The following is a 24,057-nucleotide window of genomic DNA, read 5'->3' as shown; positions in this document are numbered from 1 at the left end:
ATTATGCATATACTAGGCTAAATGATTACTGCATCTTATTGATAAAAATCAGGGATGATTCTAAAGAGGTGATTTATAAAATGACAGAAGTGCTATATGGAACAATCCTTTCAGCTATGTCTACAGGACTTGGTGCATTGATTATTTTGTTTATTGGCCAATCGATGACACATAAATGGCGTGATATATTACTCGCATTTACTGCAGGTATTATGATGGCTGCTTCAACAATGAGTCTTATTCCAGAGGCATTAAATGCAGGAGGGTTTTTACCATTAGTCGTAGGAATTTTTCTAGGGGTTTTAACTTTAACATTGCTAGAAAAAAACATTCCACATATTGACATCGCTCATAACAAAAAAGGGATTGAATTTGATGAAAAAGCGATGTTAATTGTTGCTGCTATTACACTTCATAACATTCCAGAAGGACTTTCTGTTGGTGTTAGTTATGCGTCCGAAAACGGAGGAGACACTGGTAATTTAATTGCATTTGCCATTGGTTTGCAAAATGCACCTGAAGGATTCTTAGTTGCTTTATTTTTGGTCAACCAAAAAATTAGTAGACTTAAAGCATTTATTGTTGCCACTTTAACAGGTACAATTGAAATTTTCACAGGCTTATTAGGATTTTATTTAACCTCTTATGTTGCTTCACTTGTCCCTTATGGGCTCTCATTTGCCGCAGGAGCCATGCTATTTATTATTTATAAGGAATTAATCCCAGAGAGCCATGGAGATGGTCATGAAAGAACATCTACCTATTCTTTTATCATTGGTTTACTTTTCATGATCTTATTAATTGACCTTTTTTAATTTCATACAGCTTTTGTTTTTATATTTACATGGTATTGTTTAATATTTAACTTAAATTCTCGGGTCCTACGGGGCTCGGAGTTTATTTTTGCCTTCTGATATTCATATATAAGCATGTCTAGTTCCTGACTATGCTGGATAGTTAATTTGTCATTAATACCTACTTTCCACGCACATTTCATCATAATTTCTCTTTTCATTTGAATCTTGTCCAATAATTCCCTTTGATTTAACTTCAACTTTTCTCCTCCTAAATTTGTCCTGCTTTCGATTATTTTTTGTCTACTTGAGAAATTATTACAAGAATTTTTATAAAAGTAAATAGATTCGCAAAATAAGACAATCTTTTTTTATATCAACATGATTCGACACTTTCTGAGAATAGTTTGCATTACTTTTCGACAAGTACTTAAAATCATTAACAGTAGTAAACTTTTTAAAAATCGTATATATTTAAAGTATAAATAAGATTGAAATAAGGGAGTTTTAACGATGAAATTACATATTGCTTGTATACAGATGGATATACAATTTGGCCATCCTGAAGAAAACTATAAGCATGTAGAAATAAAAGTAAAGGAAGCTTGTGAAGTTCAACCATATCCAGATATTATTGTCCTACCAGAAATGTGGACAACTGGATATGATCTAGAAAATTTGTCGTCCACTGCTGATGTTAAAGGTGAAAAAACAATTGAATTCTTAAAAAACTTAGCAAAAAAATATCAAGTCCATATCGTAGGCGGATCAGTTGCTACTAAGCGTGATAAGGAATACTTTAATACGATGATTTCAGTTGATAAAAACGGAGAATTGCTACAAGAATATCATAAAATGCACTTATTTAAATTAATGGATGAACATAAATTTTTATCTGCGGGAGAAGAAAAAGGCAGCTTTAATATTAATGGTGAGAAAGTAGCCGGTATGATTTGTTACGATATTCGTTTCCCGGAATGGTTTCGAGCACATACATTAAACGGGACCAAAGCTATTTTTGTTGTAGCAGAATGGCCAAAACCAAGAGTCGATCATTGGCAAACATTATTAAGGGCAAGAGCGATTGAAAACCAATGTTATGTGATTGCTTGTAACCGTGTAGGGCAGGATCCTAATAATAGATTCGCTGGACATTCGATGATCATTGATCCTTGGGGGGAAGTTCTCGAAAGTGGTACGGAAAAAGAAGAGATTGTCACAGCGACGATTGATCTTTCGGAGGTTGATCGTGTCAGGAAAACCATCCCTGTTTTCGATGATCGCAAACCTGAATTTTATTAATATTTTCAAGAAATACATGACTAGCTAAAATCAAATACGAGCAAATACTGTTATATATCTGTCAGCATTTGCTCGTATTTTTTAGAGCCAAATTAGGTTCGCAGCTTCTTTTATACTTGGCCAACCAGCACTCACAACAGTGGATTTTGCCGTCTAAAGTAGGCCAACTACTACTATTCTATTTTCGCCCACATTTCTGGTGGATTTACTTCATAGATCCCATTCTCACGATACATATATTGATTCGTAATAAATTCCCTTCTAATCGTGGCAAAGTCATCATGAAAATTTTTAATATATTCATTTATCTCTTTCTCTTCATATTTCACACCTTTTTTCAACCCTTTTACCATATGTTCAAAAATGATAAGCTTTTTCTTTCTTTGAGCAGGAATAGATTTTAATTTTCCATCAGTTTGAATAAAAGCGTCTAGTACTTTCTTTCTATATGCGTTGTCTTGCTCCATTTCTTCTAACTCCTCCTTTTGGCTAATGATTTTCTCTAATGTAACAGCTTGATGAAGAATAATCTTTTCGTTTAAATAATAATAGACCGTATTTTTTTCTCTTCTTGTATAAACTAAATTAATATCCCTTAATTTATGAAGGTGATGTGTAATCGTTGGTGGTGTTAATCCTAACTTTCCTGCTATTGCTTGTCCGTGTAATGGCCCTTTTGATAACAAATAAACAATTCTTATTCTCGTTGGATCGCCCATGGTTTTATGAAATGCAACAATGCGGTTTAATTGCATAATCCTTCACTCCTTTTCTTAACAACAGTTATGAATAAATCCATTTTAACATATATCTAATTAGATATATATCTAATTTTGAAACATAAATTACATTCTTCCTACTTATATTTTAAAAAAATTAATTATTCATAGGAAGAATAATATGAAAAGTTGTTCCTACTCCCTCACTACTTTCCACTTGTACTGCCCCATTATGTTCATCAACAATCTTATATGAAACCATTAATCCAAGACCATTTCCCCTTTCTTTTGTAGTATAAAATGGCTGTCCTAGCTTTTCTAACTTATCCTGTGGTATTCCTCCACCTTCATCCTGAATTGAAATTCTTACAGTTTGATCCTCAAGACGTTTAATGGTAATTGTGATATATCCACCATCCGGCATTACTTCAATTGCATTCTTTATAATATTTATAAAAACTTTTTTTAGTTGGTTTCCTTCGCACATCATTTTTGGTAAACCATATTCATAATAAGTACGGAATTGGATATTATTCAGTAGGGCCTGAGCATTTAATAACTTAACCGTTTCGCGCATAATGTTAATTATGTCATTCTCCATATATCTCACGGCCTGTGGTTTTGCTAAAAAAAGAAATTCATTAATAATAGAATCGATTCTTGCGAGTTCCGTTGAAATAATATTAAAATACATATCATGATCAGATTCTTTTTTTAATGAGTTCTCAAGCAATTGTATAAATCCTTTTACTGCAGTCATTGGATTGCGCACCTCATGAGCAATACCTGCAGCAAGTTGTCCTAATACATTCAGTGTATCAGACTTTCTTAATCTTTCTTCCATTTCGACTTTATCCGTTATATCCTTAAATGTAGAAATTGTAAACTCTGAAAACAAATTATAGTTAACTAAATACTCAAATAATTTATTTTCATTTCCCTTACCTTGTAGTTGTATCCTTCCTTCATAAGAACCGTTCATTGTTATTTGTGTGATGATCTCTCTCATTTCATCTAAATTCCCAGAAAATCTAGCCATCATATGTTTTAACGACTTTCCGATTAATTCTTCACGACTTGCCCCTAAAATTTTCTCTCCAGAAGGGTTAACGTCTTGTACCACTCCCTCGTTATCCCATAAAATGATACCTTCAAGTGTACCCTCGAATACTCTTCTAAACTTCAATTCACTCTTTCTTAACTCTTGTTCCATTTGGTTTCGCTCACTCACATTACGAAAAATACCCATATGAAAACCAGTGTAAGATTGTAATTTCATTGTAAATTCTAAAATCTTAGATTGTCCGTTAGGCATAAAGAATAGAATTTCATCTCTTATTGCCCCTCTTTTATATAATACATTTAGGATTTCCTTGTACTTTTTATCTTTATCGACAACAAAATCTTCAATCTTACATTTTGTAATTTCATTATATGAAGTTTCAAATATTCGACACGCTGATTCATTCGCATGTACAATATTACCACCATCCTCCCATAGGATGATTCCATCTATGGCTTCCATAAAGAGCTCTGAATAGATTCCTTCATCATTTGAGAGCTTTTCTAACAACTTTTGTCTTTCAAAAGAACTATTCGATGTTGGCAAACTACCTTACCCCCTAAAACAAATTATTCTACCACGAGGTTATTCTACAAAAATCGCCATAATCCTTTTTATTCATAATAAAAAAACAAGTACCCGCTTAAACTAGCAGAATACTTGTTTTCCCCATTATAGTTTAAATTTTTCTATAAGTTTACTTAATGTATTAGCCATTTCAACTAACTTTTGTACATATAGCTGAATGTTTTCCATTGAATCATTTGTATGTGTAACAGAATTACTCGTCTCTTCTACTGCAGCTGCTGATTGTTGAGAAACCGCAGCAATATTTTCTATAGATTCGCTCATCCCAACTGAATTATCTAGCATTTCTACCATACTTGATGAAATATGTTCGATATCTCCATGGATATCAGTGATGGCAGTTGATATACTTTGGAAGGTATTCGCTGTTTGATGAATTTTATTACTACCAATCTCTACTTGCTCATAGCCGGCTTGTAACGATTCTACGACTCCAACAGACTCTGACTGAATTTTATTGACGATTGAAGTGATATCACTTATTGAATAGGAGACTTTTTCAGCAAGTTTTCTTACTTCCTCCGCAACAACAGCAAAGCCCTTGCCATGCTCTCCTGCTCTCGCAGCTTCAATTGCCGCATTTAATGCCAATAAATTCGTTTGGTTAGCGATCTCATGTATCACAGATATTAACTTATTTACTTGTTTCGTTTCTTGATCTAACCCTTTCACTCGATGCATCGAATCATTAATTATTTCATCTATCCTATTCATTTGCTCTTTAGAATTTTCCATCAATTCATTTCCTGCTAATGTCATATTCTTCACATTTGAGGCTGCTTCACGCATAGAAACACTTTTCGTTTCTGCATTCTCCACTTTAGATAAGTAATCTTCCATAATTTTTGATAAATCCGCACTTGCACTTGCTTGCTCTTCTGCTCCTCCCGATAATTCCTCCATTGTCGCCGATATTTCTTGACTAGCAGCTGCGACTTCAGATGAAACGGCACCAAGGTGAACACTTCTCTCATTTAAACTTTGTGAAACTGTAAGCATTTCTTGAATCATTTGGCGCAACTGGTGTTTCATTTGGTTAAAAGCGTCTGCGATTTCTGTAATTTCATCCTGATTATTCGAATGAATATCACTAGCTTTTAAGTTTCCTTTTGTTATTTCCTTTGAAGCTGTCACAACCTTTGTAAGACGATAAGCTAATTGTTTATTCACGATTTTATGACTAAAAAATCCGAAAATTGCTGATAGTACTAGTGACAGTACTAAGATAACAATTGAAACGATCATCATCCAACTCGCTTGGTTAATGGCAGATTCCTGCTCTTCCTTAATAATAGATGTTAGTTCATCTAATGTATTCATTGTTTGCTCGATGTAATTATCCACCTGCAACTTCCCTAAGCGGTATTCGCGTACATGTTGTAACTTCACATTTGGTGCGATTTCATCATAAAATAATTGATTTACTTCTTTATCATATTCATTGATTTTAACAAACATTTCCTGTGCTGTTTCCGATTGGATCATTGCTTGTATTTCTTGTTGTTTATTCTTTATGTCTGTTTCTAAATCTTCATATGTATTTAAATGTTTTGGATTAGAATCAATAATATAATTCCCAATTGTCCCGCCTTTTAAGTAGAAATCTGTGCCTATATCAGCGATTTCTAGCGCTCTTTCACTTGCCTTCTCTGCTTCATTAAGTTTAAAGGTACTGTAGACAAGCATAATAAAAGACAAAATCGTTGATATAGTGAATACGCCTAAAGTAAGCCACAAAGCTACCCCATACTTTTGACCGATTTTTAACTTTCTCCATTTATCTGACTTGGACACCCGTATTAACATCGCATTTAAAAAGGGGATGCTACTTTGTTTTAAACGCCATTTTTTCAGTAATTTCAATATAATTCCTCCTTTTAAAAAAATGTATCCCTTTTAACAATAATGATTCTATTATACTAGATTCTGCTAACATTATAATCGATAAAAAGGGGATATTGAAGTAGTATTTTAACTAAAAATAGTTATATATACCTATACATTTCAATGCCATATTACCTTTACATGTCCATGTTTTGGATTTTTATCCACTCGTTCACATGTTTGAATTGATTTATTTTCTTACATAATGGGTATATAATAAGTGATGTTTTAGGGGGTCTTTAATAAAGGAGGATTTATGAGACAGCGTGATTACTTTTTTGATAACGCAAAGTTTATTCTTATTTTCTTTGTGGTATTCGGACATTTGATTCGCTCTTTTATTGAAGATAGTGAAACAATTTATACGCTTTACAAAGTGATTTATACATTTCATATGCCTGCATTTATATTAGTTTCAGGCTTTTTTGCAAAAGGGTATTATCAAAAGGGATATATTCAAAAAATAGCTAAAAAATTGATTTTGCCATACCTTATTTTCCAACTAATCTATTCGGTCTTTTATTATTTCTTACATCAAGGTGCAGCCTTTAACGTGGATCCGCTTAATCCACATTGGTCGCTATGGTTCTTAATTTCTTTATTTTTCTGGCATCTATTGTTATTGATATTTGCCAAATTCAAACCTAGTGTAGCCATTATCCTCTCTTTTGCGATTGGGCTAGCTGTAGGATATGCTGATTGGGTTACAAACTATTTGAGCTTATCTAGAACTTTTGTGTTTTTCCCATTCTTCTTACTAGGTTATTTAATGAAGAAAGAGCATTTCCAAGTTTTATTTAGACCATCGGTTCGCATCGGTGCGATTGGTATTTTTGTAGCTGTCTTTGTGTTATTCTACTTTAATCCAAACATCAACTATGAATGGTTACTTGGGTCAAAGCCATATTCCGTCGTTGATGATGCATCTATTTCGTCCATGTTAACTAGATTAGGTTTCTATTTACTCAGTTTGATGATGATGGCATGTTTCTTTGCCTTTGTGCCTAATAGACATTATTCATTTACAAAGCTAGGTAAAAACACATTATACGTTTATCTTCTTCACGGGTTTTTCGTACGAGTATTTAGAGAAAGTGAAGTGCAGGATTTCTTCAATGATGCAAGAAGTTTTCTCTTGTTAGCAGGACTCGCCTTAGTGCTTACTTTGCTATTATCAAGCAAATGGGTCACCGCAGTGACTCAGCCGCTGATTGAGTTAAGCACTGCACGGTTTAAACAACTAAAGAGACAGATTAGAACGATCTTTCGATATTATCGTAGAAAATACCGAATTGGTTAAATAGGTAAGGCAGTAGTTACAGTGCTATGTAACTACTGCCTTTTATAATTTATACATCTATGGGCGCTCTTTCCCCATTATTTTAATACCATAAAAATCATTAAAAATTTTCAAAGGCTTTATTATTGACCGTTTATTTATATAGGTATATAATTTTATATTGTCAAAAGAAAAAAACAATATATGTCCCAGTAGCTCAGCAGGATAGAGCAACAGCCTCCTAAGCTGTAGGTCGTAGGTTCGATTCCTATCTGGGACGCTAATTATAAAAGGTCGATAACCCTTGGTATTAAAGGGGGTTATCGACCTTTTATTTTTAATTTCCATTTCTTATATTCCAGTAAAAAATAATAGTTAGGGTCGGAATGAATTTTTTAATATTTTTATTCAAAAAATGTCCCTTCCTACTTACTTATTTATATGTAAACCTAGCTTAGCTCAATCAATCGATTATTTGTTTAATATACAGTGGTCATTAATATCATTTTTACTTCTTTAGGTTTTAAATCCAAGCTTTCACATTTGATTAACATAAGATACAAAGTCAGCTGGCAATTAGATTTGAAAGGAAGTTTGATATTTATGGCTATAACTGTTCCTGTTCCAGGTTTAGGTGATGTTATTGTTCTTACCTCAGGTGGTGAAACTGCTGAATCAAGCTGTACATTTCCAGGTTCTGGAGCACCTGCACTAAAAGAATATCAAGTAGAGCAAGGTCAACTTTATATCATTGGGTGTAATAGTTTCCCATTAGGTGGAGGTACTGTTGCTTATATTTTAGATGCCCAAGATATTAATATACCAGATTTAATCAATGCAATATTAGGACTTGCTATTGTTCAGGATAGCGGCGGAAAGGTAAATAGATTCACTGCCATTTAATTTTTGATCCAGAGGGGTACAAGCCCTCTGGATTTACCCCAGCTACCTTTTGTTAATTTACGGCATCACCTAATCAACTCAACTTAATCCATGTTAGCAAACTTTTCTATTGGTAGCATTTCCTAACGATGCATTGCTATTTTTTCATATCTGAAAGCATTTTGTTAGAATCAGCATGTTTTTATGGGTTCTCCGACTTAATGAAAACGAATAAGATCCTCCTACGTTTTTATGTTCGAGTACTATATATTGCTAATAAGTCCTCTCTGATCAATTGAGCGCAACTTTAGTTTATTTATTTCATGGTACATTTTCTTATATTCTCATTACACACATAGTTATTTAACTTTTGGAGATAATTTAGATTAAATAACTAAAGATTACGGAGGGATGATCATTGCCTAACGCTTTTCAAGCAGTTATAAATTACATAAAATCAACATCGATAGAAGATGATCCTAAACAGAATCCACATATAGGAGAAGCCATGGGGTGTTGGTTGTACTACACTTCAATTGCTGAAGAAATTCCTGCATTAGAAACTTGTTTAAATACAACTACTGATAAAGAGTTATTAGATTTATTAACTGAATCGAAAAGATTAGCTGAACACCAAAAAAGAACCTTAGAAAATTTTATGATAAATGAAGGTATCCCTCTTTCAAATACAGCTCAATCGAAGCCTAACTCTGATCCGAATAACATTCCATTAGGTGTTAAATCTACAAATGATGAAATTGCAAATTTAATTAGTATTAAAATCGCTTCAAATATCATGATGTGTTCAACTAACATGACTCAATCAATTAGAAATGATATTGGACTTATGTGGGCTAGATTTTATGCAGAAAAAATGATATTTAGTATGAATCTTAAAAACACAATGCACAAAAGAGGCTGGCTAAAAATCCCCCCTTACTTTCATCCTCCCGGAGCACCTAGACCCTGATCTTGGTGCTCATTTTGATAAAAGAATTCTTTAGATGTATGTACCCCTTTGTTTGCAATAATCTCTAAAGTTCTTTCTTTATATTCCTTTGTTCATTTAATTCAAGCAAATTCAGCAGTTGAAAGAATGCTTCATCAAAATTTAATACCATAAAAATGTTCTTGGTCAGTAACTATAATGACATCCACTTCATAAATCTCCTTGCCGTTATTGTCTTTTATTCCTATATAAACAGACTGTTTATTTAAATTTAATAAAAACACTGCGATTAATTTGGTCATCTAAATAAATTTGCGACTAAAAATCTTCTTAATAAACACTACTATTTTAATCGGCACTATCCACTTCATAAATTTCTAATTATGTATCAAATTTCCTTTCAATTACCTTATTTTATCATTTCACAAAAAACACAAAATAGATTATCATTACATTATCACATATTAGTACCAGGTATAAAAGGAGTAAAACGTTTATGATGTTTCCAACAATTGTAAGTAAACAAGATAATGTAGTTCATATTGTTAAAAATCAAAAAAAGACGGAATGTGGTTTTACTTATCACCACTTTACAATAGTTAATCGTTCAGATTTAAGGCGGATAAAGTTTATTAGTAAAGATTCCATCACTTGTGCCATGTGCTTACAACATTACCTTAACCAAAAATAATTAATTCTTTCATTTATGAATGGTGCCAAATTAACTAGTGCAACCTAATTAACATGGAGGTGCCTTTAATGAGTGATATTGAAAAATCTCGAAAAATTGGCCAAAAACAATATGAAATGGATCCAATGGATCAAGGTTTAAACCTTTTCTCCATGATGATCAATCAGGCTACTGGAATTGATAAAGGAAATGATGGGATTATTGAAGAAGAAAAAAACAATCGTAAAGAATAAAAAAATGGCTATAGATATTATACTTTTGATGAGTATATGTCTATAGCCATTTTTTTATATTATTTATAACAATACTACCCATGTAATGATGCTCTCCTTGTGCGTGAGGTGACCTTCTGTTTCTTCAAGAAAAAGATGAGCTTTTCTTGATGATGCATGGACTTCGAAAATAGTCGGTGAAACAACCACTCAGGAATATCACCTTCTAAAAAGTAATTTATACCAACAAACCAAAAGCGGTGCCACTGTATAATCGCTGCGATTAACATCTTATCACTCCTCCTTTGATAGGTTAATCATAACTTACCAATTTAAAGACAATATGAAGTCAATGTTAAAACTTATTAATTTTTGACTTTAGGATTTTAATAAAAATTATGATAAAATAAAATGTATTGCCTAGAAAACTGTCAAATGAAAACGTTAGTCAAAGATAAGAAGCTGTTAGGTATTTATGCCTCGACCGCTTTTCTTAATGCATATAAAAGGAGAAGAAAATGAAAGTCATTGCGTCAACATTAAACGCTAAATATATTCATACTAACCTTGCCATACGGTATTTAAAAGCATTTGCTGAGCCTGATTTCAACGTTGAACTAGCTGAATATACAATTAAAGACCCAGTTATGAATATTGTTACTGACTTAATTAATAAGCAACCAGATGTCATAGGTTTCAGTTGTTATATATGGAATATTGAAGAAACAATTAAAGTCATTCGTATGATCAAAAAAATAAATGCGGAAGTAATAATTATACTTGGTGGACCAGAAGTGACCTATGATGTCCCTGAATGGTTAGAGAATGTTTCAGAGATTGATTTTATCGCTGTAGGTGAAGGTGAAGAAACTTTTAAACAGCTACTTCATCAAATAGATGGTGAAAAGGATTGGCGCAAAGTGAACGGCATTGCTTATCTTGAAGATGGCAAATTGCATGTTAATCCACAAAACAACAAACTTAACCTTCGTGAACTCCCCTCTCCTTTTCGATTTGAAGAGGATAAGAGGGAACTTGGCAAAAGGGTTACATATATTGAAACGAGTAGGGGCTGCCCTTTTAGTTGTCAATTCTGTCTTTCTTCCATTGAAGTTGGTGTTCGATATTTTGATCGTGAAAAGGTGAAAGAAGATATTCGTTATTTAATGCGAAACGGTGTGAAAACGATTAAATTTGTGGATCGAACATTTAATATTAGTCGGAGTTACGCGTTAGAAATGTTTCAATTTCTTATTGATGAACATATGCCTGGCGTGGTTTTTCAATTCGAAATTACAGCTGATATTATGAGGCCAGAAGTCATTCAATTTCTAAACGATCACGCACCTGCTGGTTTATTCCGGTTTGAAATTGGCGTACAATCAACTAATGATTATACGAATGAATTAGTGAAGCGAAAACAAAACTTTCAGAAGTTGACTCGAACAGTGACAATGGTAAAAGAAGGTGGCAAGATTGATCAGCATCTTGATTTAATTGCTGGTTTGCCTGAGGAGGATTATGCATCATTCAAGAAGACCTTCAATGATGTTTTTGCTCTGCGTCCAGAAGAATTACAACTAGGATTTTTAAAAATGTTGAGGGGTACAGGGTTAAGACAAAGTGCTGCCAATCACCAATATATTTATATGGATCAATCACCTTATGAAATCCTTGGAAACAATGTATTATCATTCCAAGATATTATCCGAATCAAACAAGTAGAAGATGTATTAGAAAAATATTGGAATGACCATCGGATGGATCATACGATTGAATACTTAGTTACAAACATTTTCCCTACCCCTTTTGATTTTTTCCAAGAGTTCGGAAGTTATTGGGAAGGGAAAGGCTGGTCAAGAATTGGCCACCAATTAGAAGATTTATTCCATCGATTATTTTCTTTCTTAGAGGATACAAAAGTGAAAAATTTAGAGGTCATAGAAGGCTTAATGAAATATGATTACCTATCTAATCAAAAATATAAACCTAGAAAACCTTGGTGGCCATCCTCAATTGATAAAAAAGAACGATCTTTGCTTTATCAACATTTTCTGAAAGATCCAAGTTCCGTCAGCAAAGACTTTGCTCAATTACATTTAAACGAAAAAGAACTATATAAGCATTCCATTGTAGAGAAGCTTCCATTTAATCTTGAGAAATATATTCAGACCGGTTTCATTGAAATGGATGAATCTGTGATGGTTGTATATTATGCCAAAGAACAGGCAGCTGTGTTTGCATCATAGAATGAAAAAACAAGCCAGAAAAGTAGTTTGAACTTTTCTGGCTTGTACTTTCATTTCTTATTAACCTTGCCTTTTTTACTTGTAACTTCATAAATCTTTGAAGCGTTCAAATCGCCAAACTCCATCCCGAACTCAACATTCACTTGAGGAGGCTGTTTCTGTTTCCGCTCATTTTTCAACTGGTACATTTAACTTCTCCCTTTTCTTCCTTGTTTTGAATTGCGGTTGGCACCTTTATTTACATTTTCACCACTAGTAAATTCAGCTGAAAATTCAACATCTTCTTGATTGGCTTTTGGTGTCTTACTATATTTTTCAACAGCACGATGGCTAGCTTTTCTCTTCATTTTCTGACTCCTCCTTCATATTTCGTAAGAACAAACATATTTTCCGCCTAATTTAGGGTCATTATGCTTACCTTTTATTTCTTCATGTTCAATCTCATAAACGATTAAACAGAAGAGAAAGATAAAAAGAGGAGTGATAATAAGTGAAAAGAAAAAACAAGCAAGAGCGAAGCGAAATAGAAAGTTTACCACATCAAATTTCTTCACCTGACTTTCGAAAAAGTCATAAGAAGCTTCAACCACCTTTTGTAAACGAATTTGGGGTAACAATTGGGGATAGTAATTATGTATCAGAGCAGTCTCCACTTGAGAATTGGAGTGATGACGTAGACCCAGCTGTGATGGCTGGAGACAAATGGGTTCATCCAACAAATGATATTGGTTTTAATACCCCTGAGAATCGCGCACTTATAGAAGAAAAAGAATTACCGGATGCTCCCTTCTCTCACCCAACAAAAGATGCAGGTTATAAAGCAGATTAGAAAACCAAGCTCTTTATTAAGCTTGGTTTTCATATCAACCTAATTATCCAATAATAATTCTTTCCTTTGGATAATGATAATGTGGCTTTTCTTCTTTACCACCTATGATATATAAAAATGAGGTTAAGCCTATTCTACCGACAAACATTAGTATCATAATGACAATTTTTCCAGTATTACTTAAATCAGCTGTTATCCCCATGGAAAGACCAGTCGTTCCAAAAGCAGAGCAAACTTCAAATATTATGGAAATAAGTGATAAATGTGTATTGGTAATGCTAATCAACACCACTGCTACAAAGCATAAAAGCGTGGCTAAAATTGTAATAACCAAAGATTTCAATATATCATCTTGATGAATTTCTCTGCGGAAGATTTTCACATGTTTATTTCCTTTGGCAAAATTCCAGATAAATAAAATATTTAAGGCAAAGGTAGTTGTCCGTATACCTCCACCAACAGAGCTCGGTGAAGCACCAATAAACATCATAATACTCATAATCAAGAGGGTTGGTAAAGTAAATTCACTAACATCCATTGTTGCTAACCCACCACTTCTCGTCGTCGCTGACTGAAATAGTGCATAAAAGAAACTTTCATGCCATGATAGCCCTTTAAAAAAATGCTGAAACTCCATAACTAAAATAATAATTGTTCCAAAAACGAGTAAAAAAGCGTATGTAACGGTTGTTACTTTAGTAAATAAAGAAAAACGATACGGGAGAGAGTTTTCCCATTTACGTTTTAATAGAAAAGCTTTGACTTCGATTAAAACAGGAAAACCAATTGCCCCTAAAGAGATTAAAATGATTGTAATAAACTGCACGAAATAATCATGGGCATATGGAATCATTGATGAACCTGTTATATCTAACCCTCCATTTGTTGTTGCACTTACAGAGGCAAATAATCCGTGGAGAAAAGCTTCGTCCCACGTAGGATAATACTTTAAAAAATGAAAGCCAAGTATAAACATTCCTATTACTTCGATAAGAATCATTAATTTAATTATTTCTTTCACTAGTTGAACAAGCCCAGAAAGCGCATACTGATTGTGATCAACCATAATTAGTTTTCTACTCTTCAATCCAATTTTCTTACCTAACAACATCCAAAAGAATGTACCTAATGCCATAATACCAATTCCACCAAATTGCATAATAATCATAATCACAAAATAACCAAAAACACTATAGGTTTGTGATAAATCAACAACGGTTAACCCCGTTACGCTAACAGCAGTTACAGCAGTAAATACAGTATCTATAAAGCTAACTTCTACACCTTTTTGATTCACACCTGGTAAATAGAGGAGTCCTACAGAAATTGAAATCGACAAGAAATAATATGCAGTGATTATTTGTGCTGGCGAACGCCTATTTATCCAGTCTTTTAAATCTTTTAACAAACGTTTTTCACCTCAACTAAACTCAATTACACTCTATAATAATATAATCTACCCCTGTTTTGAAAGCTAATTATTCTTTCTTTGCCAAAACAAGGATACAAACAGCTAATTTACCACTCATGAAATAAACGCAATACATCATAATACAAATACAGTGATATCAATTACTGTAAATTATCTTTAGGAGATGTGTAATCATGCCAAAGAATAGTAATAAACTTTTAGTACCGGGAATTGAACAATATTTAGATCAAGTTAAATATGAAATTGCTCAAGAGTTTGGCGTACAGTTAGGTTCGGATACTGTTTCCAGATCTAACGGTTCAGTTGGAGGAGAAATTACAAAAAGATTAGTCCAACAAGCTCAAGCAGAACTTTCTGGAAAACAAAAATAACATGGCAAAAGTCCGAGGTTCAACTCGGACTTTTTATTATACCCATAAATCTTGCAATTATGGTGATTCTTTATTATATTTTTTCCTTTCATTATGTTTATCCCTTTTTTCATTATTGTGCTTGTCTTGATTATGCCTATTATGCCATTCATCGTCGTCATGAACATCGGAATTATCGGTATCATTTTGTTCTTTCTCATCATCGTCATCATCATCATTTTTATTTTTATGTTTTCCTTTAAATTTTTTATTTTCAATCTCCTTATTAGTGACAGCCGAAGAGTCATTGTGTTCATCATCAATATGCTTCTTATAACGAAACTTCTTCTCTTCAACCTCATTATTTGGTATTGATTCATTTGTCTCTATATTTGGATCGATAGCTTCATTATCATCAGAAGTGGGCACTGTCCCCTTCTCTTCCTTCACTTCTATGGATGTTTCCTTTTCTTTTTTTATTTCACTTTCTTTGTTATCTTCCTTACTTTCTTCTTTATCACTTGCAGTCTTTTTTTCTTCCTCAGATTCATTTACATCCGATTTTGCGGTATTGTCATATTCAGTCTTCTCGTTCAACTCCATGTATGCCCCTAGAGTAAGTCCTTTTTCTTGAGCTAACTCTCGTTCTGTTTTAGAGCCTTCAATTAAATGCAAACTTACATCTTCTTCATTTAATTCCCTTGTAACAAAGTCAGTATGTTTCCTTAATCTTTCTTCTTTAAAATATTGATCTGACATGACAACTGTGGCGAACGTTAATTCTTTTCCTTTTTGCATATAACCCTGACTCTTACAAATTAAAAGGATATCTGAAAATATGGTATCAAACTGTTTATTTTTCCAATCCGATATCTCTTGAATGATTTTTTTTCCATCTGCATTGTAACCCTTCAATTGAATCACTTCGAATTGTTCATTTACGGCTAGTTCAATACTTGGATTAATATCAATGGTCATATAAGCGTAGATTGTCTGTTCAGAATGATTAGGCCATAAGGATAAGCCTAAAAAGGAAAGAATAAATACAGCAGCAATCATAATCATTTTTACATATTTCGGTTTTTTAACAGATTCTACCTTATGGTTTTTCATCACAGGCTCAAACTCAATCTCTTGACCTATTTCATATATTGCTTCGTATTTATAACTAAAATAAAATTCTCCTTCATTTGTTAAAAGTGTTAAGAAACGTTCATCAATAGCGACAATCACTCCTCTTTTCACGTTTCTAACACCCCTTTCAAATAATCCTTTAAATAGACAAAGTCATTACATAGAACTAATGTCATTGCAATAATGTATTTACGATTTCTTTCTATTGTTTTTCTACTTACTTTTATTCTTGATTCCATATGCTTGATGGGTAATTTTTTGGTGGAATATAACAGGTCTTTCAACATCACATCATTGGCAATTAATTGGGCAATTTCAATAGCTGTCCTTCTTGCATCGGCATGTTTTGGCGAGCATTTTACAATCTCTTTGAAACTAATACCAAAATGAGATAAATCATTCGTGAACTTAATTATTTCTTCCTTTCTTGCCTGTTGATCTTGTATTTCTAAGTAGCCCCTTATCGATATTTCTGATTCTATTAATGCACTGGCTTGCTCATTCGAACCATCCTCATAGTGATGGCTTGCATCTAAACTAAGGTTCTGATGTTTCGATTGCTGTCTAATATAATCAATCACTCTTCGTTTAATAACAACCTCAGCAAAAGAAACGAAACTTGTCCCTTTTGCTCGATTATAATTATTAATAGCATCATTAAAAGCGATTAAACCCACGCTAAATTCATCATCGGAATCATATATAAATCTCCTGCAAACTAAAGATACCGACTTTGCTACAAAAGGTTTAAATTTATCTATAAACACATCTCTTAATTGTCGATCACCATTTTGAATTGCAAAAACTTCTTCTTCAATGGTTTTATGTTGTGTCTTCAAGCCTCTAAACAGTGATTTAATCATGCATTCACCTCTTTATTCACCCAAATTATAACACAGGAAATTTAGATGAATTGAGCATGAAGACTTGCCACAAACTTTATTAACCTATCTTTACAAATATACGGGTAAAATTAGAAAATTATAGGGGTAAAGAATATTTTTATACCACATTCACTACAATATAATGACAAAAGTTGTGCAACTTTCATACTTGTGAAATATAACTAAAAAAATGTTATCAAAAATTAAAATATATCAAAACGTCATCAAAATCTAAGACAACTTTCACTAAAATAATGGGAAAGCGAGAATATTTTATGAACTTATTTCAATAATTTTACATCCCTTTTATAAAAAAATAAAAAAGCCAATTTTCTCTTCATCTATTAGAAAACTAGAAGAGAAAATGGCTTATATTATACAAATTGAATGACTACTGCTTCTTCATTGTCCAACCTGTCCAACCATATAAAATAGTCATTAATGGACTTATTAAGCAAAATAAGGCAAATGGCAAGTAGGTTAATGTATTAACATCTAGCACTGTCGTTAGAAAGATTCCACAAACACTCCACGGTACAAGAGGATTAACCACTGTACCAGCGTCCTCTAAAACCCTGGATAAATATCGAGGATGCAAGTTCGCTTTACTAAAAGAGTCTTTATAAGCGTTACCTGTTAATAGGATAGATAAATACTGCTCACCTACAATAAAATTGATACCAACTGCCGTTGAAGCAGTTGCTGAAATTAATGGGCCACGTTTAGATAAGTAGTCAGTAATCCCACGAATAAGTGCTGCTAATATCCCTAATTTAATAAATAACCCTCCCATTGCTAAAGCCAATAGGACCAGTGAAATAGAGAAAAACATACTTTCCATTCCACCTCTAGTTAATAATGAGTCGATATCCTCAATCCCACTATTTGATGTATAACCACTAAATAAAATAGTGATAAGCTTAGCTAAATTCATTTCATTTTGCACAAAGAATGAAACAATAATTGCCGTAACGATTGAAGCTGCTAATGTAATTAAAGCAGGTATTTTCTTTATCGCTAGTACAACTAATACAAGAAAAGGTATGATTGCATACCATTGCACCAACCCTAGCGCTAATAAACCTTCCTGCATCTCATTAATTTTTACTAAGCTGGCTTCTTCTATTCCCTTCGGTGAAATTAGGAAAAAAATAATAAAGGATAAGATAAATACAGGGATTGTTGTCATACTCATTGTTTTAATATGATCAAATAAATCAACCCCAACTGTCATGGATGCTAAATTAGTTGTATCAGACAGTGGAGACATTTTATCTCCAAAAAATGCTCCTGAGATAATTGCACCTGCAGTAATAGCCGGGTTTAAATCTAATGCACCACTCAATCCCATAAATGCAACACCAATAGTCGCTGCTGTTGTTAATGAACTGCCAATACTCATACCAATAATAGCGGTAACAACAAAACTAATGGCATAAAAATAATTCGGTCCTACAATATCTAAAGAATAATAAATGAACGTTGGAATTGTCCCGCTTGCCATCCAACTACTTATTAACATACCAATAAAAAAGAATAAAAATGTAGCGCCAAGCCCTGACTTTGTCCCATCCATAATGCCTTGTTCTATTTCTCTATACTTAACGCCTTTACATAATCCATAAATAATTAAAATGATCATCGATAATACAATGGGAATATGTGGTGGTGCCTCAAGGGCAATCATACAATAACTTATACCACTAAGGAGAATGATTGTGATAAGTATAGCTTCCCATGTTTTTACTTTGATGCTTGGTTCTTGTTGCATAATAAATTAACCTCCAATATTTCTAAAAGCGTAAAAAAAGAGCTCATAAATCCCTTATTTAGGGACGAATGATCTCCGCGGTACCACCCTAATTGACAAGACACCACACTTGTCCACTTCATCTATTTTAACCTTTATAGGTAGGTGTAATTCGAAAAATTTATGACCTGAACTTTCACCAACCATTCAGTCTCTTTAGCTGTTCATAAATCCTCTACTGGCACTACCGGTTAAATTATATAAAAACTAATAATACTATTTTACTTAAACGCTTTTATGCACTAAAGTATTTTTGTAACGTATTTATACTATAATCTGTATTTCATTTACTGTCAATCATTATTTTCATATAAATAATTTGACCTTAGCCTCTACTTTACGGACAACTACGGTTGCTAAAACTCGTCTGTGGATCAACCTTCTTCTTTAAAAAGCAAGATGATGTTCGTGCCAAACATGTCAACCTTGTACGTTGATTGCTAAAATTAAAGATGCATATTAAAAGCACGCACAAAAATTGTGCGTGCCTGTAATTATACTTATTGTTGCTGCTGATCCATCGGATTATATAATGGTACATCTGGATTTTTATCTTGGAACCATCTAAGAGCAAAGTCATTTTCAAATAGAAACACTTGATGTTCATATCGGTCCTTCACAAGTAAACTACGTGAGCTAGAAAGGTTATCGTAATTGTCCTCACCTTCAACCCATCTTGCAATTTTAGAGCCTAACCTCTCCATTAATACTTCCGTGTTATATTCGTTTTTCATACGATGTTCAAATACTTCAAATTGTAATTGTCCAACTGCTCCGAGTAAATACTCATCTGTTTTCACAGTTTTAAAGAGCTGAATAGCTCCCTCTTGCACTAGCTGTTGAATCCCTTTATGAAAATGTTTTTGCTTCATTACATTCTTTGCTGTCACTCGAACAAATAATTCAGGGGTGAACTGAGGTAATTTTTCAAACTGGAAACCATTTTTATCACTTGTTAATGTGTCACCAATCTGATATGTTCCTGGATCATAAATCCCAATGATATCGCCACTTACAGCTTCGTTAACAGTACTACGATCATCTGCCATAAATTGTGTCGATTGTGCTAATTTCACTTGTTTACCCAGACGTGGAATATTTACACTCATCCCTCGTTCAAATTTACCTGAACAAATTCTAAGAAAAGCGATTCTATCCCTATGTGCAGGATTCATATTCGCTTGAATTTTAAAGATAAACCCTGAGAAGTCTTCTGTTAAAGGATTGATTTCTCCAACAGTCGATTCTCTTGGTTGAGGAGAAGGAGCAAACTGTAAATAAGATTCCAAAAACGTTTGCACACCAAAATTAGTCAAAGCACTGCCAAAGAAGACAGGTGTTAAATCCCCTGAAGCAATGCGGTCACGCGAAAATTCATTACCCGCTTCATTTAACAACATAATTTCTTCTAACGTTTGTTCATAAAGTCCCGATTGTTTTAGAGAATGTTCTTCGTTAATTTCTCCTTCATCATTCAATTCAAGGAAACGATCCTCTTCATCTACCCTAAATTGTTCAATGCGATTATTAAAACGATCATAAATGCCTAGAAACTCTTTCCCCATTCCTATTGGCCAATTCATCGGATATGATTCAATCCCCATTACTTCTTCTAATTCTGCTAAAAGTTCTAACGGCATCTTACCTTGTCGATCCAATTTATTGATAAATGTAAAAATAGGAATACCTCTCATACGGCAAACTTTAAAGAGTTTTAAAGTCTGATCCTCGATCCCCTTTGCTGAATCAATGATCATTACTGCACTATCCACTGCTGTTAATGTACGATAAGTATCTTCACTGAAATCTTGGTGTCCTGGTGTATCTAAGATATTGATTTTAGCTTGATTATACTCAAACTGCATAACACTAGACGTAACCGAAATACCACGTTGTTTTTCTATTTCCATCCAGTCACTTGTTGCATACTTCCCTGTCTTTTTCCCTTTAACAGTCCCTGCATCACGAATGGCCCCTCCGAATAAAAGAAGCTTTTCTGTTAAGGTTGTTTTCCCAGCATCCGGGTGGGAAATAATTGCAAATGTTCGACGTGATAATACTTCGTCTTTAAATGTACTCATAATAAAATTCCTCACTAACATGTATAAATTCTTATCTGTCGCTACTGCGTACCCTCAATTTTATCCTTGTATTAGAAACTTTGCAATGCGTATTCAATATATGGCATTTTCTTTAAAAAGATAACCAATGAGTTTGCACGTTTTATTCACAATATATAATCCTATTGTCATCCAATATTGTTTCATTACAAACAAAAAAGCTGACATAAGATATGCCAACTTTTAGTTGAAATTACTTCTCTAAATTGTTTTTCTTCTTTTCATTAGAGTCCTCATCATCATTAGCTAAACCTTTAGCAGAGTTTTTAAACTCTTTCAACGTCTCTCCCACTGCTCGTCCAATTTCAGGTAACTTCTTCGGCCCAAAAATAATGAGGGCCAGTACAAGTATAAGAATGAGACCCGGTATACCAATATTTGATAACATAGTATCACTCCTTTATGTAAGACATAACGTAAGGTGATTATTTATATTTCAATTCCCATTATAATTGAACACCAAATAAAGGCAAGTAAATTCCTTTTTAACAATCCTTTTTAACACGATAAAAAGAGCCTAATGTGACTGATGTCACCCTTGGCTCCTTATCATTAGTTCATCTTCGTTCAATAAGATAGAAGGGTTTGCTTTACATAGAAAAACGGTGATTACCGATTTCTGTAACAACTTCTCTCGTATTCAACCAAGATTGCGGTACGATTGTTGGATTGTGGAAAAAGACCGTTTCATCTGGCAATGCATGATTTTTCATTGCTTGTTTTACTGCTTTTTTTGCTTCTTTATCTGCAGGCTTATTAATCGAACCATTGTCAACAGGTTGAAATTGCTTATTTTCATAAATAACATCGCGAATGGTATCAGGAAAACGTTCGTCCTGGACTCGATTAATCACAACTTCTGCAACAGCTACCTTTCCTTCAAACGGTTCGCCTTTCGCTTCTGCATGGATAAGTCTTGCTAAAAGATCCTGCTCCTCAGATGTTAACGAAATGTCAGGCTTCTTTTCTTCCTTTACCTTTTCCTCTACTTTAGGAACGATAAGCTTATCACCTTTCTGAACAGTTCGATCTTCTAAATGATTCATTATTGTTAATTCTTCCTCAGACACTTCTAATTGATCAGCAATGGAAGTAATTGTTTCGTCCTCTTTAACCTCATATATATCATAAACATCTAATGTCTCAGCATAAACGCGTAAATCAGCAGATTGGATGAAATGGACTAAAAACAATGTACTTGCTGCAAAGATAACTGCAATCAGTTTCAACATTTTTTCCTCCATTCATATATACATTTAAATCAAAATAACAAAATTAAGACTAACATGGATAGAAAGACTACTTCAAACGCAATGTTTTCCATGGGTAATTAGGATATTTCTCCCAGCTTAATTTAGACTAGCATTATAATAAACTTCTACTACAATAATGGTGGAATAAAAACGCAAATAAACCAAAATATGGGAGGATAGTAATTGCTGGTTGAGATTTCATCCGTTTTAGATGATGACCCCTTTGAACCTGATCTGTCTCATAGCAGAGTAGGGAACATATTTAAAACAATTCATATATTTTTGATATGCGCCCATGGTGAATCCTTTGGGCGTTTTTTATTTCCTTTAAGAAAATAAAAAGGAGGAAATGGAGAGAATCAAACGATTATTGGAGTAAAAAGCGAGGTGATTTAAAAGCGTATATCTTGTCTTCTCTATAGGTATAAGATATACGCTTTTACGATCCTGATGACAAAAAATAAGCCATCTATCATAATAGATGGTATTGATCCCCATATGTGTTTTTCCAAATTTTCTTTAATGATTTAATAGCTCTCGTTGTGGTAATTCTCACCTTATCCTCTCTCCAACCTAAAATTTCTGCAGTTTCTTTAATGGTACATTCTTTTATTTTTCTTAACACTAATACATTTCGGTAATTCGTTTTCAAGTGGTTTATTGCCTGATATAACGCATGAACTCCCTCATCCTGAATAAATTGATTTTCTGGAATAGAATGATTTTTTATCCAAGCTTTATTTAAATATAACTCATGTTGTAACTTCTGTTGTTTTCTAATAAAATCAATCGTCGTATTTTTAGCAATACTGAATAACCAACTATGGATTTTGTCTGGGTGCTCAACCTGATTTTTTGACATAAAAGCTTTAATAAATGTATCTTGCGTTAGATCTTCCGCTGTTTCTTGTTGCTCAATCATTGAATAAATAAACCTAAAGATTTGATGATGATAAATACGATAGATTTCAATAAATGATTGGCCGTCTGATCCCAACCCCTTTTCATCCTTTCTTTATCTTTCCTACATATTACAATTCCAAAGAAACTTGAATTTTCCTTCTTTTCCTTTTCTAAAAAAAGCGACAAGTTTTTTCTAGAAAATAAGACAAGATTACTTTCAGTTTTAATCGAAACTATTTACCTAATACAAAAAACTTTCCATAACCTCCGTACTAATTTTCCTATACTTTATCTATTTAGTTCCTTTTAAGTGAAACATACCCTGTAACAATTATTTCTACTATTGTATATGCAAAAAAATATTTCTTTTTACCCACAGAACGAACATCAAATCTCTCCCCTCTTACTATCGACCCTATACTTATGAACGCAAACAAAAGACTTATAAAAAATTGTAAGATTTTCCAACACAACTACTAAATACTTAATTTTCTAAAAATTTGATCAATTATCTGTCCTTTTTTTTGAAAACAAGCAAAGAATCGGCAAAAATTCTCATAGCATTGGTTTCAAATGTACTAATTATTGATTTGTTCGCTATTACGATTAACTCATTTTAAAAAACGAACAAAAAAATTCGACATTTTCCGACAACTTTGAAGCCCTTCGTTAGCTAGAGTGTTAATCATAAGGAGAGCTACTTTTATTTTGAAAAGTAAACACTCCTTCA

General features: G+C 33.2%; 25 protein-coding genes and 1 tRNA gene. 10 read left to right on the top strand and 16 right to left on the bottom strand.

Annotation, left to right across the window (positions count from 1 at the left end; genetic code table 11):
* The first annotated feature begins 80 nt into the window (after positions 1–80).
* A complete protein-coding gene (locus tag MHI57_RS00280) occupies positions 81–815 on the top strand; it encodes a ZIP family metal transporter (RefSeq protein WP_095369719.1) in 735 nt (244 codons plus the stop codon).
* A 2-nt stretch (positions 816–817) separates the two neighbouring features.
* On the opposite strand, the gene MHI57_RS00275 is transcribed toward MHI57_RS00280, so the two are convergent.
* A complete protein-coding gene (locus MHI57_RS00275) occupies positions 818–1,054 on the bottom strand; it encodes an aspartyl-phosphate phosphatase Spo0E family protein (RefSeq protein WP_095369720.1) in 237 nt (78 codons plus the stop codon).
* 253 nt (positions 1,055–1,307) lie between these two features.
* On the opposite strand from MHI57_RS00275, the gene MHI57_RS00270 reads away from it, so the two are divergent.
* Positions 1,308–2,096, top strand: a complete 789-nt coding sequence (locus MHI57_RS00270; protein ID WP_095369721.1) for a carbon-nitrogen family hydrolase — start codon at positions 1,308–1,310, stop codon at positions 2,094–2,096.
* A gap of 173 nt (positions 2,097–2,269) precedes the next feature.
* On the opposite strand, the gene MHI57_RS00265 is transcribed toward MHI57_RS00270, so the two are convergent.
* From MHI57_RS00265 to MHI57_RS00255, 3 genes are all read right to left on the bottom strand, one after another.
* Positions 2,270–2,851: a DUF2087 domain-containing protein gene (locus MHI57_RS00265; RefSeq protein ID WP_224937820.1), complete on the bottom strand. Its 582-nt coding sequence runs from the start codon at positions 2,849–2,851 to the stop codon at positions 2,270–2,272.
* Positions 2,852–2,972: 121 nt separating this feature from the next.
* Positions 2,973–4,424, bottom strand: coding sequence for a PAS domain-containing sensor histidine kinase (locus MHI57_RS00260; RefSeq protein ID WP_095369723.1), 1,452 nt, complete (start codon positions 4,422–4,424; stop codon positions 2,973–2,975).
* A 126-nt stretch (positions 4,425–4,550) separates the two neighbouring features.
* Complete coding sequence (locus tag MHI57_RS00255) at positions 4,551–6,329, bottom strand: methyl-accepting chemotaxis protein (protein ID WP_307314718.1); 1,779 nt, start codon at positions 6,327–6,329, stop codon at positions 4,551–4,553.
* Positions 6,330–6,606: 277 nt separating this feature from the next.
* Between MHI57_RS00255 and MHI57_RS00250 the strand changes: the two genes are divergently transcribed.
* From MHI57_RS00250 to MHI57_RS00235, 4 genes are all read left to right on the top strand, one after another.
* Complete coding sequence (locus MHI57_RS00250; protein WP_095369725.1) at positions 6,607–7,650, top strand: acyltransferase family protein; 1,044 nt, start codon at positions 6,607–6,609, stop codon at positions 7,648–7,650.
* Between the two features lie 185 nt (positions 7,651–7,835).
* A tRNA-Arg gene (locus MHI57_RS00245) sits at positions 7,836–7,909 on the top strand.
* Positions 7,910–8,232: 323 nt separating this feature from the next.
* On the top strand, positions 8,233–8,532 hold the full coding sequence (locus MHI57_RS00240; RefSeq protein WP_095369726.1) for a hypothetical protein: 300 nt from the start codon (positions 8,233–8,235) through the stop codon (positions 8,530–8,532).
* A 397-nt stretch (positions 8,533–8,929) separates the two neighbouring features.
* On the top strand, positions 8,930–9,481 hold the full coding sequence (locus MHI57_RS00235; protein WP_307314720.1) for a DUF3231 family protein: 552 nt from the start codon (positions 8,930–8,932) through the stop codon (positions 9,479–9,481).
* A gap of 134 nt (positions 9,482–9,615) precedes the next feature.
* Here the strand turns inward: MHI57_RS00235 and MHI57_RS25010 are convergent, their stop codons facing one another.
* Positions 9,616–9,762, bottom strand: coding sequence for a YopX family protein (locus MHI57_RS25010; RefSeq protein ID WP_445293118.1), 147 nt, complete (start codon positions 9,760–9,762; stop codon positions 9,616–9,618).
* A gap of 457 nt (positions 9,763–10,219) precedes the next feature.
* On the opposite strand from MHI57_RS25010, the gene MHI57_RS00230 reads away from it, so the two are divergent.
* The gene (locus MHI57_RS00230) at positions 10,220–10,384 is read left to right on the top strand and encodes a hypothetical protein (RefSeq protein ID WP_180316979.1); all 165 of its coding nucleotides are present in this window, start codon (positions 10,220–10,222) and stop codon (positions 10,382–10,384) included.
* A 74-nt stretch (positions 10,385–10,458) separates the two neighbouring features.
* On the opposite strand, the gene MHI57_RS00225 is transcribed toward MHI57_RS00230, so the two are convergent.
* Positions 10,459–10,653 carry a hypothetical protein gene (locus MHI57_RS00225; RefSeq protein WP_224937811.1) on the bottom strand — a complete coding sequence of 65 codons (195 nt, stop codon included), beginning with the start codon at positions 10,651–10,653 and terminating at the stop codon, positions 10,459–10,461.
* A gap of 228 nt (positions 10,654–10,881) precedes the next feature.
* Between MHI57_RS00225 and MHI57_RS00220 the strand changes: the two genes are divergently transcribed.
* Positions 10,882–12,612, top strand: a complete 1,731-nt coding sequence (locus MHI57_RS00220; RefSeq protein WP_340974310.1) for a B12-binding domain-containing radical SAM protein — start codon at positions 10,882–10,884, stop codon at positions 12,610–12,612.
* Between the two features lie 50 nt (positions 12,613–12,662).
* Here the strand turns inward: MHI57_RS00220 and MHI57_RS00215 are convergent, their stop codons facing one another.
* Positions 12,663–12,800: a hypothetical protein gene (locus MHI57_RS00215; RefSeq protein ID WP_322909191.1), complete on the bottom strand. Its 138-nt coding sequence runs from the start codon at positions 12,798–12,800 to the stop codon at positions 12,663–12,665.
* Entirely contained in the window at positions 12,801–12,959 is a 159-nt protein-coding gene (locus tag MHI57_RS00210) for a hypothetical protein (protein WP_180316980.1), read from the bottom strand.
* A 143-nt stretch (positions 12,960–13,102) separates the two neighbouring features.
* Here MHI57_RS00210 and MHI57_RS00205 point away from each other — a divergent pair, with 143 nt between their 5' ends.
* Positions 13,103–13,441 carry a DUF3905 domain-containing protein gene (locus MHI57_RS00205; RefSeq protein WP_095369731.1) on the top strand — a complete coding sequence of 113 codons (339 nt, stop codon included), beginning with the start codon at positions 13,103–13,105 and terminating at the stop codon, positions 13,439–13,441.
* 43 nt (positions 13,442–13,484) lie between these two features.
* On the opposite strand, the gene MHI57_RS00200 is transcribed toward MHI57_RS00205, so the two are convergent.
* Positions 13,485–14,849: a TrkH family potassium uptake protein gene (locus tag MHI57_RS00200; RefSeq protein WP_307314723.1), complete on the bottom strand. Its 1,365-nt coding sequence runs from the start codon at positions 14,847–14,849 to the stop codon at positions 13,485–13,487.
* A 197-nt stretch (positions 14,850–15,046) separates the two neighbouring features.
* On the opposite strand from MHI57_RS00200, the gene MHI57_RS00195 reads away from it, so the two are divergent.
* Positions 15,047–15,244 (top strand): alpha/beta-type small acid-soluble spore protein, encoded by a 198-nt coding sequence (locus tag MHI57_RS00195; RefSeq protein WP_095369732.1) that lies wholly within the window; start codon positions 15,047–15,049, stop codon positions 15,242–15,244.
* Between the two features lie 57 nt (positions 15,245–15,301).
* Here MHI57_RS00195 and MHI57_RS00190 read toward each other — a convergent pair whose 3' ends face one another.
* The 7 genes from MHI57_RS00190 to MHI57_RS00160 all read right to left on the bottom strand — a co-directional run bounded on the left by MHI57_RS00190 (position 15,302) and on the right by MHI57_RS00160 (position 23,421).
* Positions 15,302–16,468, bottom strand: coding sequence for an anti-sigma factor domain-containing protein (locus MHI57_RS00190; RefSeq protein WP_095369733.1), 1,167 nt, complete (start codon positions 16,466–16,468; stop codon positions 15,302–15,304).
* Positions 16,465–17,220 (bottom strand): RNA polymerase sigma-I factor, encoded by a 756-nt coding sequence (gene sigI, locus MHI57_RS00185; RefSeq protein WP_340974304.1) that lies wholly within the window; start codon positions 17,218–17,220, stop codon positions 16,465–16,467. Before sigI ends, MHI57_RS00190 begins: the two co-directional genes overlap by 4 nt.
* Positions 17,221–17,632: 412 nt before the next feature.
* Positions 17,633–19,012, bottom strand: a complete 1,380-nt coding sequence (nhaC, locus tag MHI57_RS00180) for a Na+/H+ antiporter NhaC (protein ID WP_340974301.1) — start codon at positions 19,010–19,012, stop codon at positions 17,633–17,635.
* A gap of 539 nt (positions 19,013–19,551) precedes the next feature.
* The gene (locus MHI57_RS00175) at positions 19,552–21,132 is read right to left on the bottom strand and encodes a peptide chain release factor 3 (protein WP_233435266.1); all 1,581 of its coding nucleotides are present in this window, start codon (positions 21,130–21,132) and stop codon (positions 19,552–19,554) included.
* 232 nt (positions 21,133–21,364) lie between these two features.
* Complete coding sequence (locus MHI57_RS00170; RefSeq protein WP_095369736.1) at positions 21,365–21,559, bottom strand: twin-arginine translocase TatA/TatE family subunit; 195 nt, start codon at positions 21,557–21,559, stop codon at positions 21,365–21,367.
* Positions 21,560–21,761: 202 nt separating this feature from the next.
* Positions 21,762–22,403 (bottom strand): cell wall hydrolase, encoded by a 642-nt coding sequence (locus tag MHI57_RS00165; RefSeq protein ID WP_180316982.1) that lies wholly within the window; start codon positions 22,401–22,403, stop codon positions 21,762–21,764.
* Between the two features lie 493 nt (positions 22,404–22,896).
* A complete protein-coding gene (locus MHI57_RS00160) occupies positions 22,897–23,421 on the bottom strand; it encodes an RNA polymerase sigma factor (RefSeq protein ID WP_307314729.1) in 525 nt (174 codons plus the stop codon).
* Positions 23,422–24,057: the final 636 nt, after the last annotated feature.

This window comes from Cytobacillus sp. FSL K6-0129 (genome assembly GCF_038007625.1).
Classification (GTDB): Bacteria; Bacillota; Bacilli; order Bacillales; family Cytobacillaceae; genus Cytobacillus; species Cytobacillus kochii.
The sequence above is the reverse complement of the archived record's forward strand: the minus strand, read 5'-3'. Positions and strand labels throughout refer to the sequence as shown.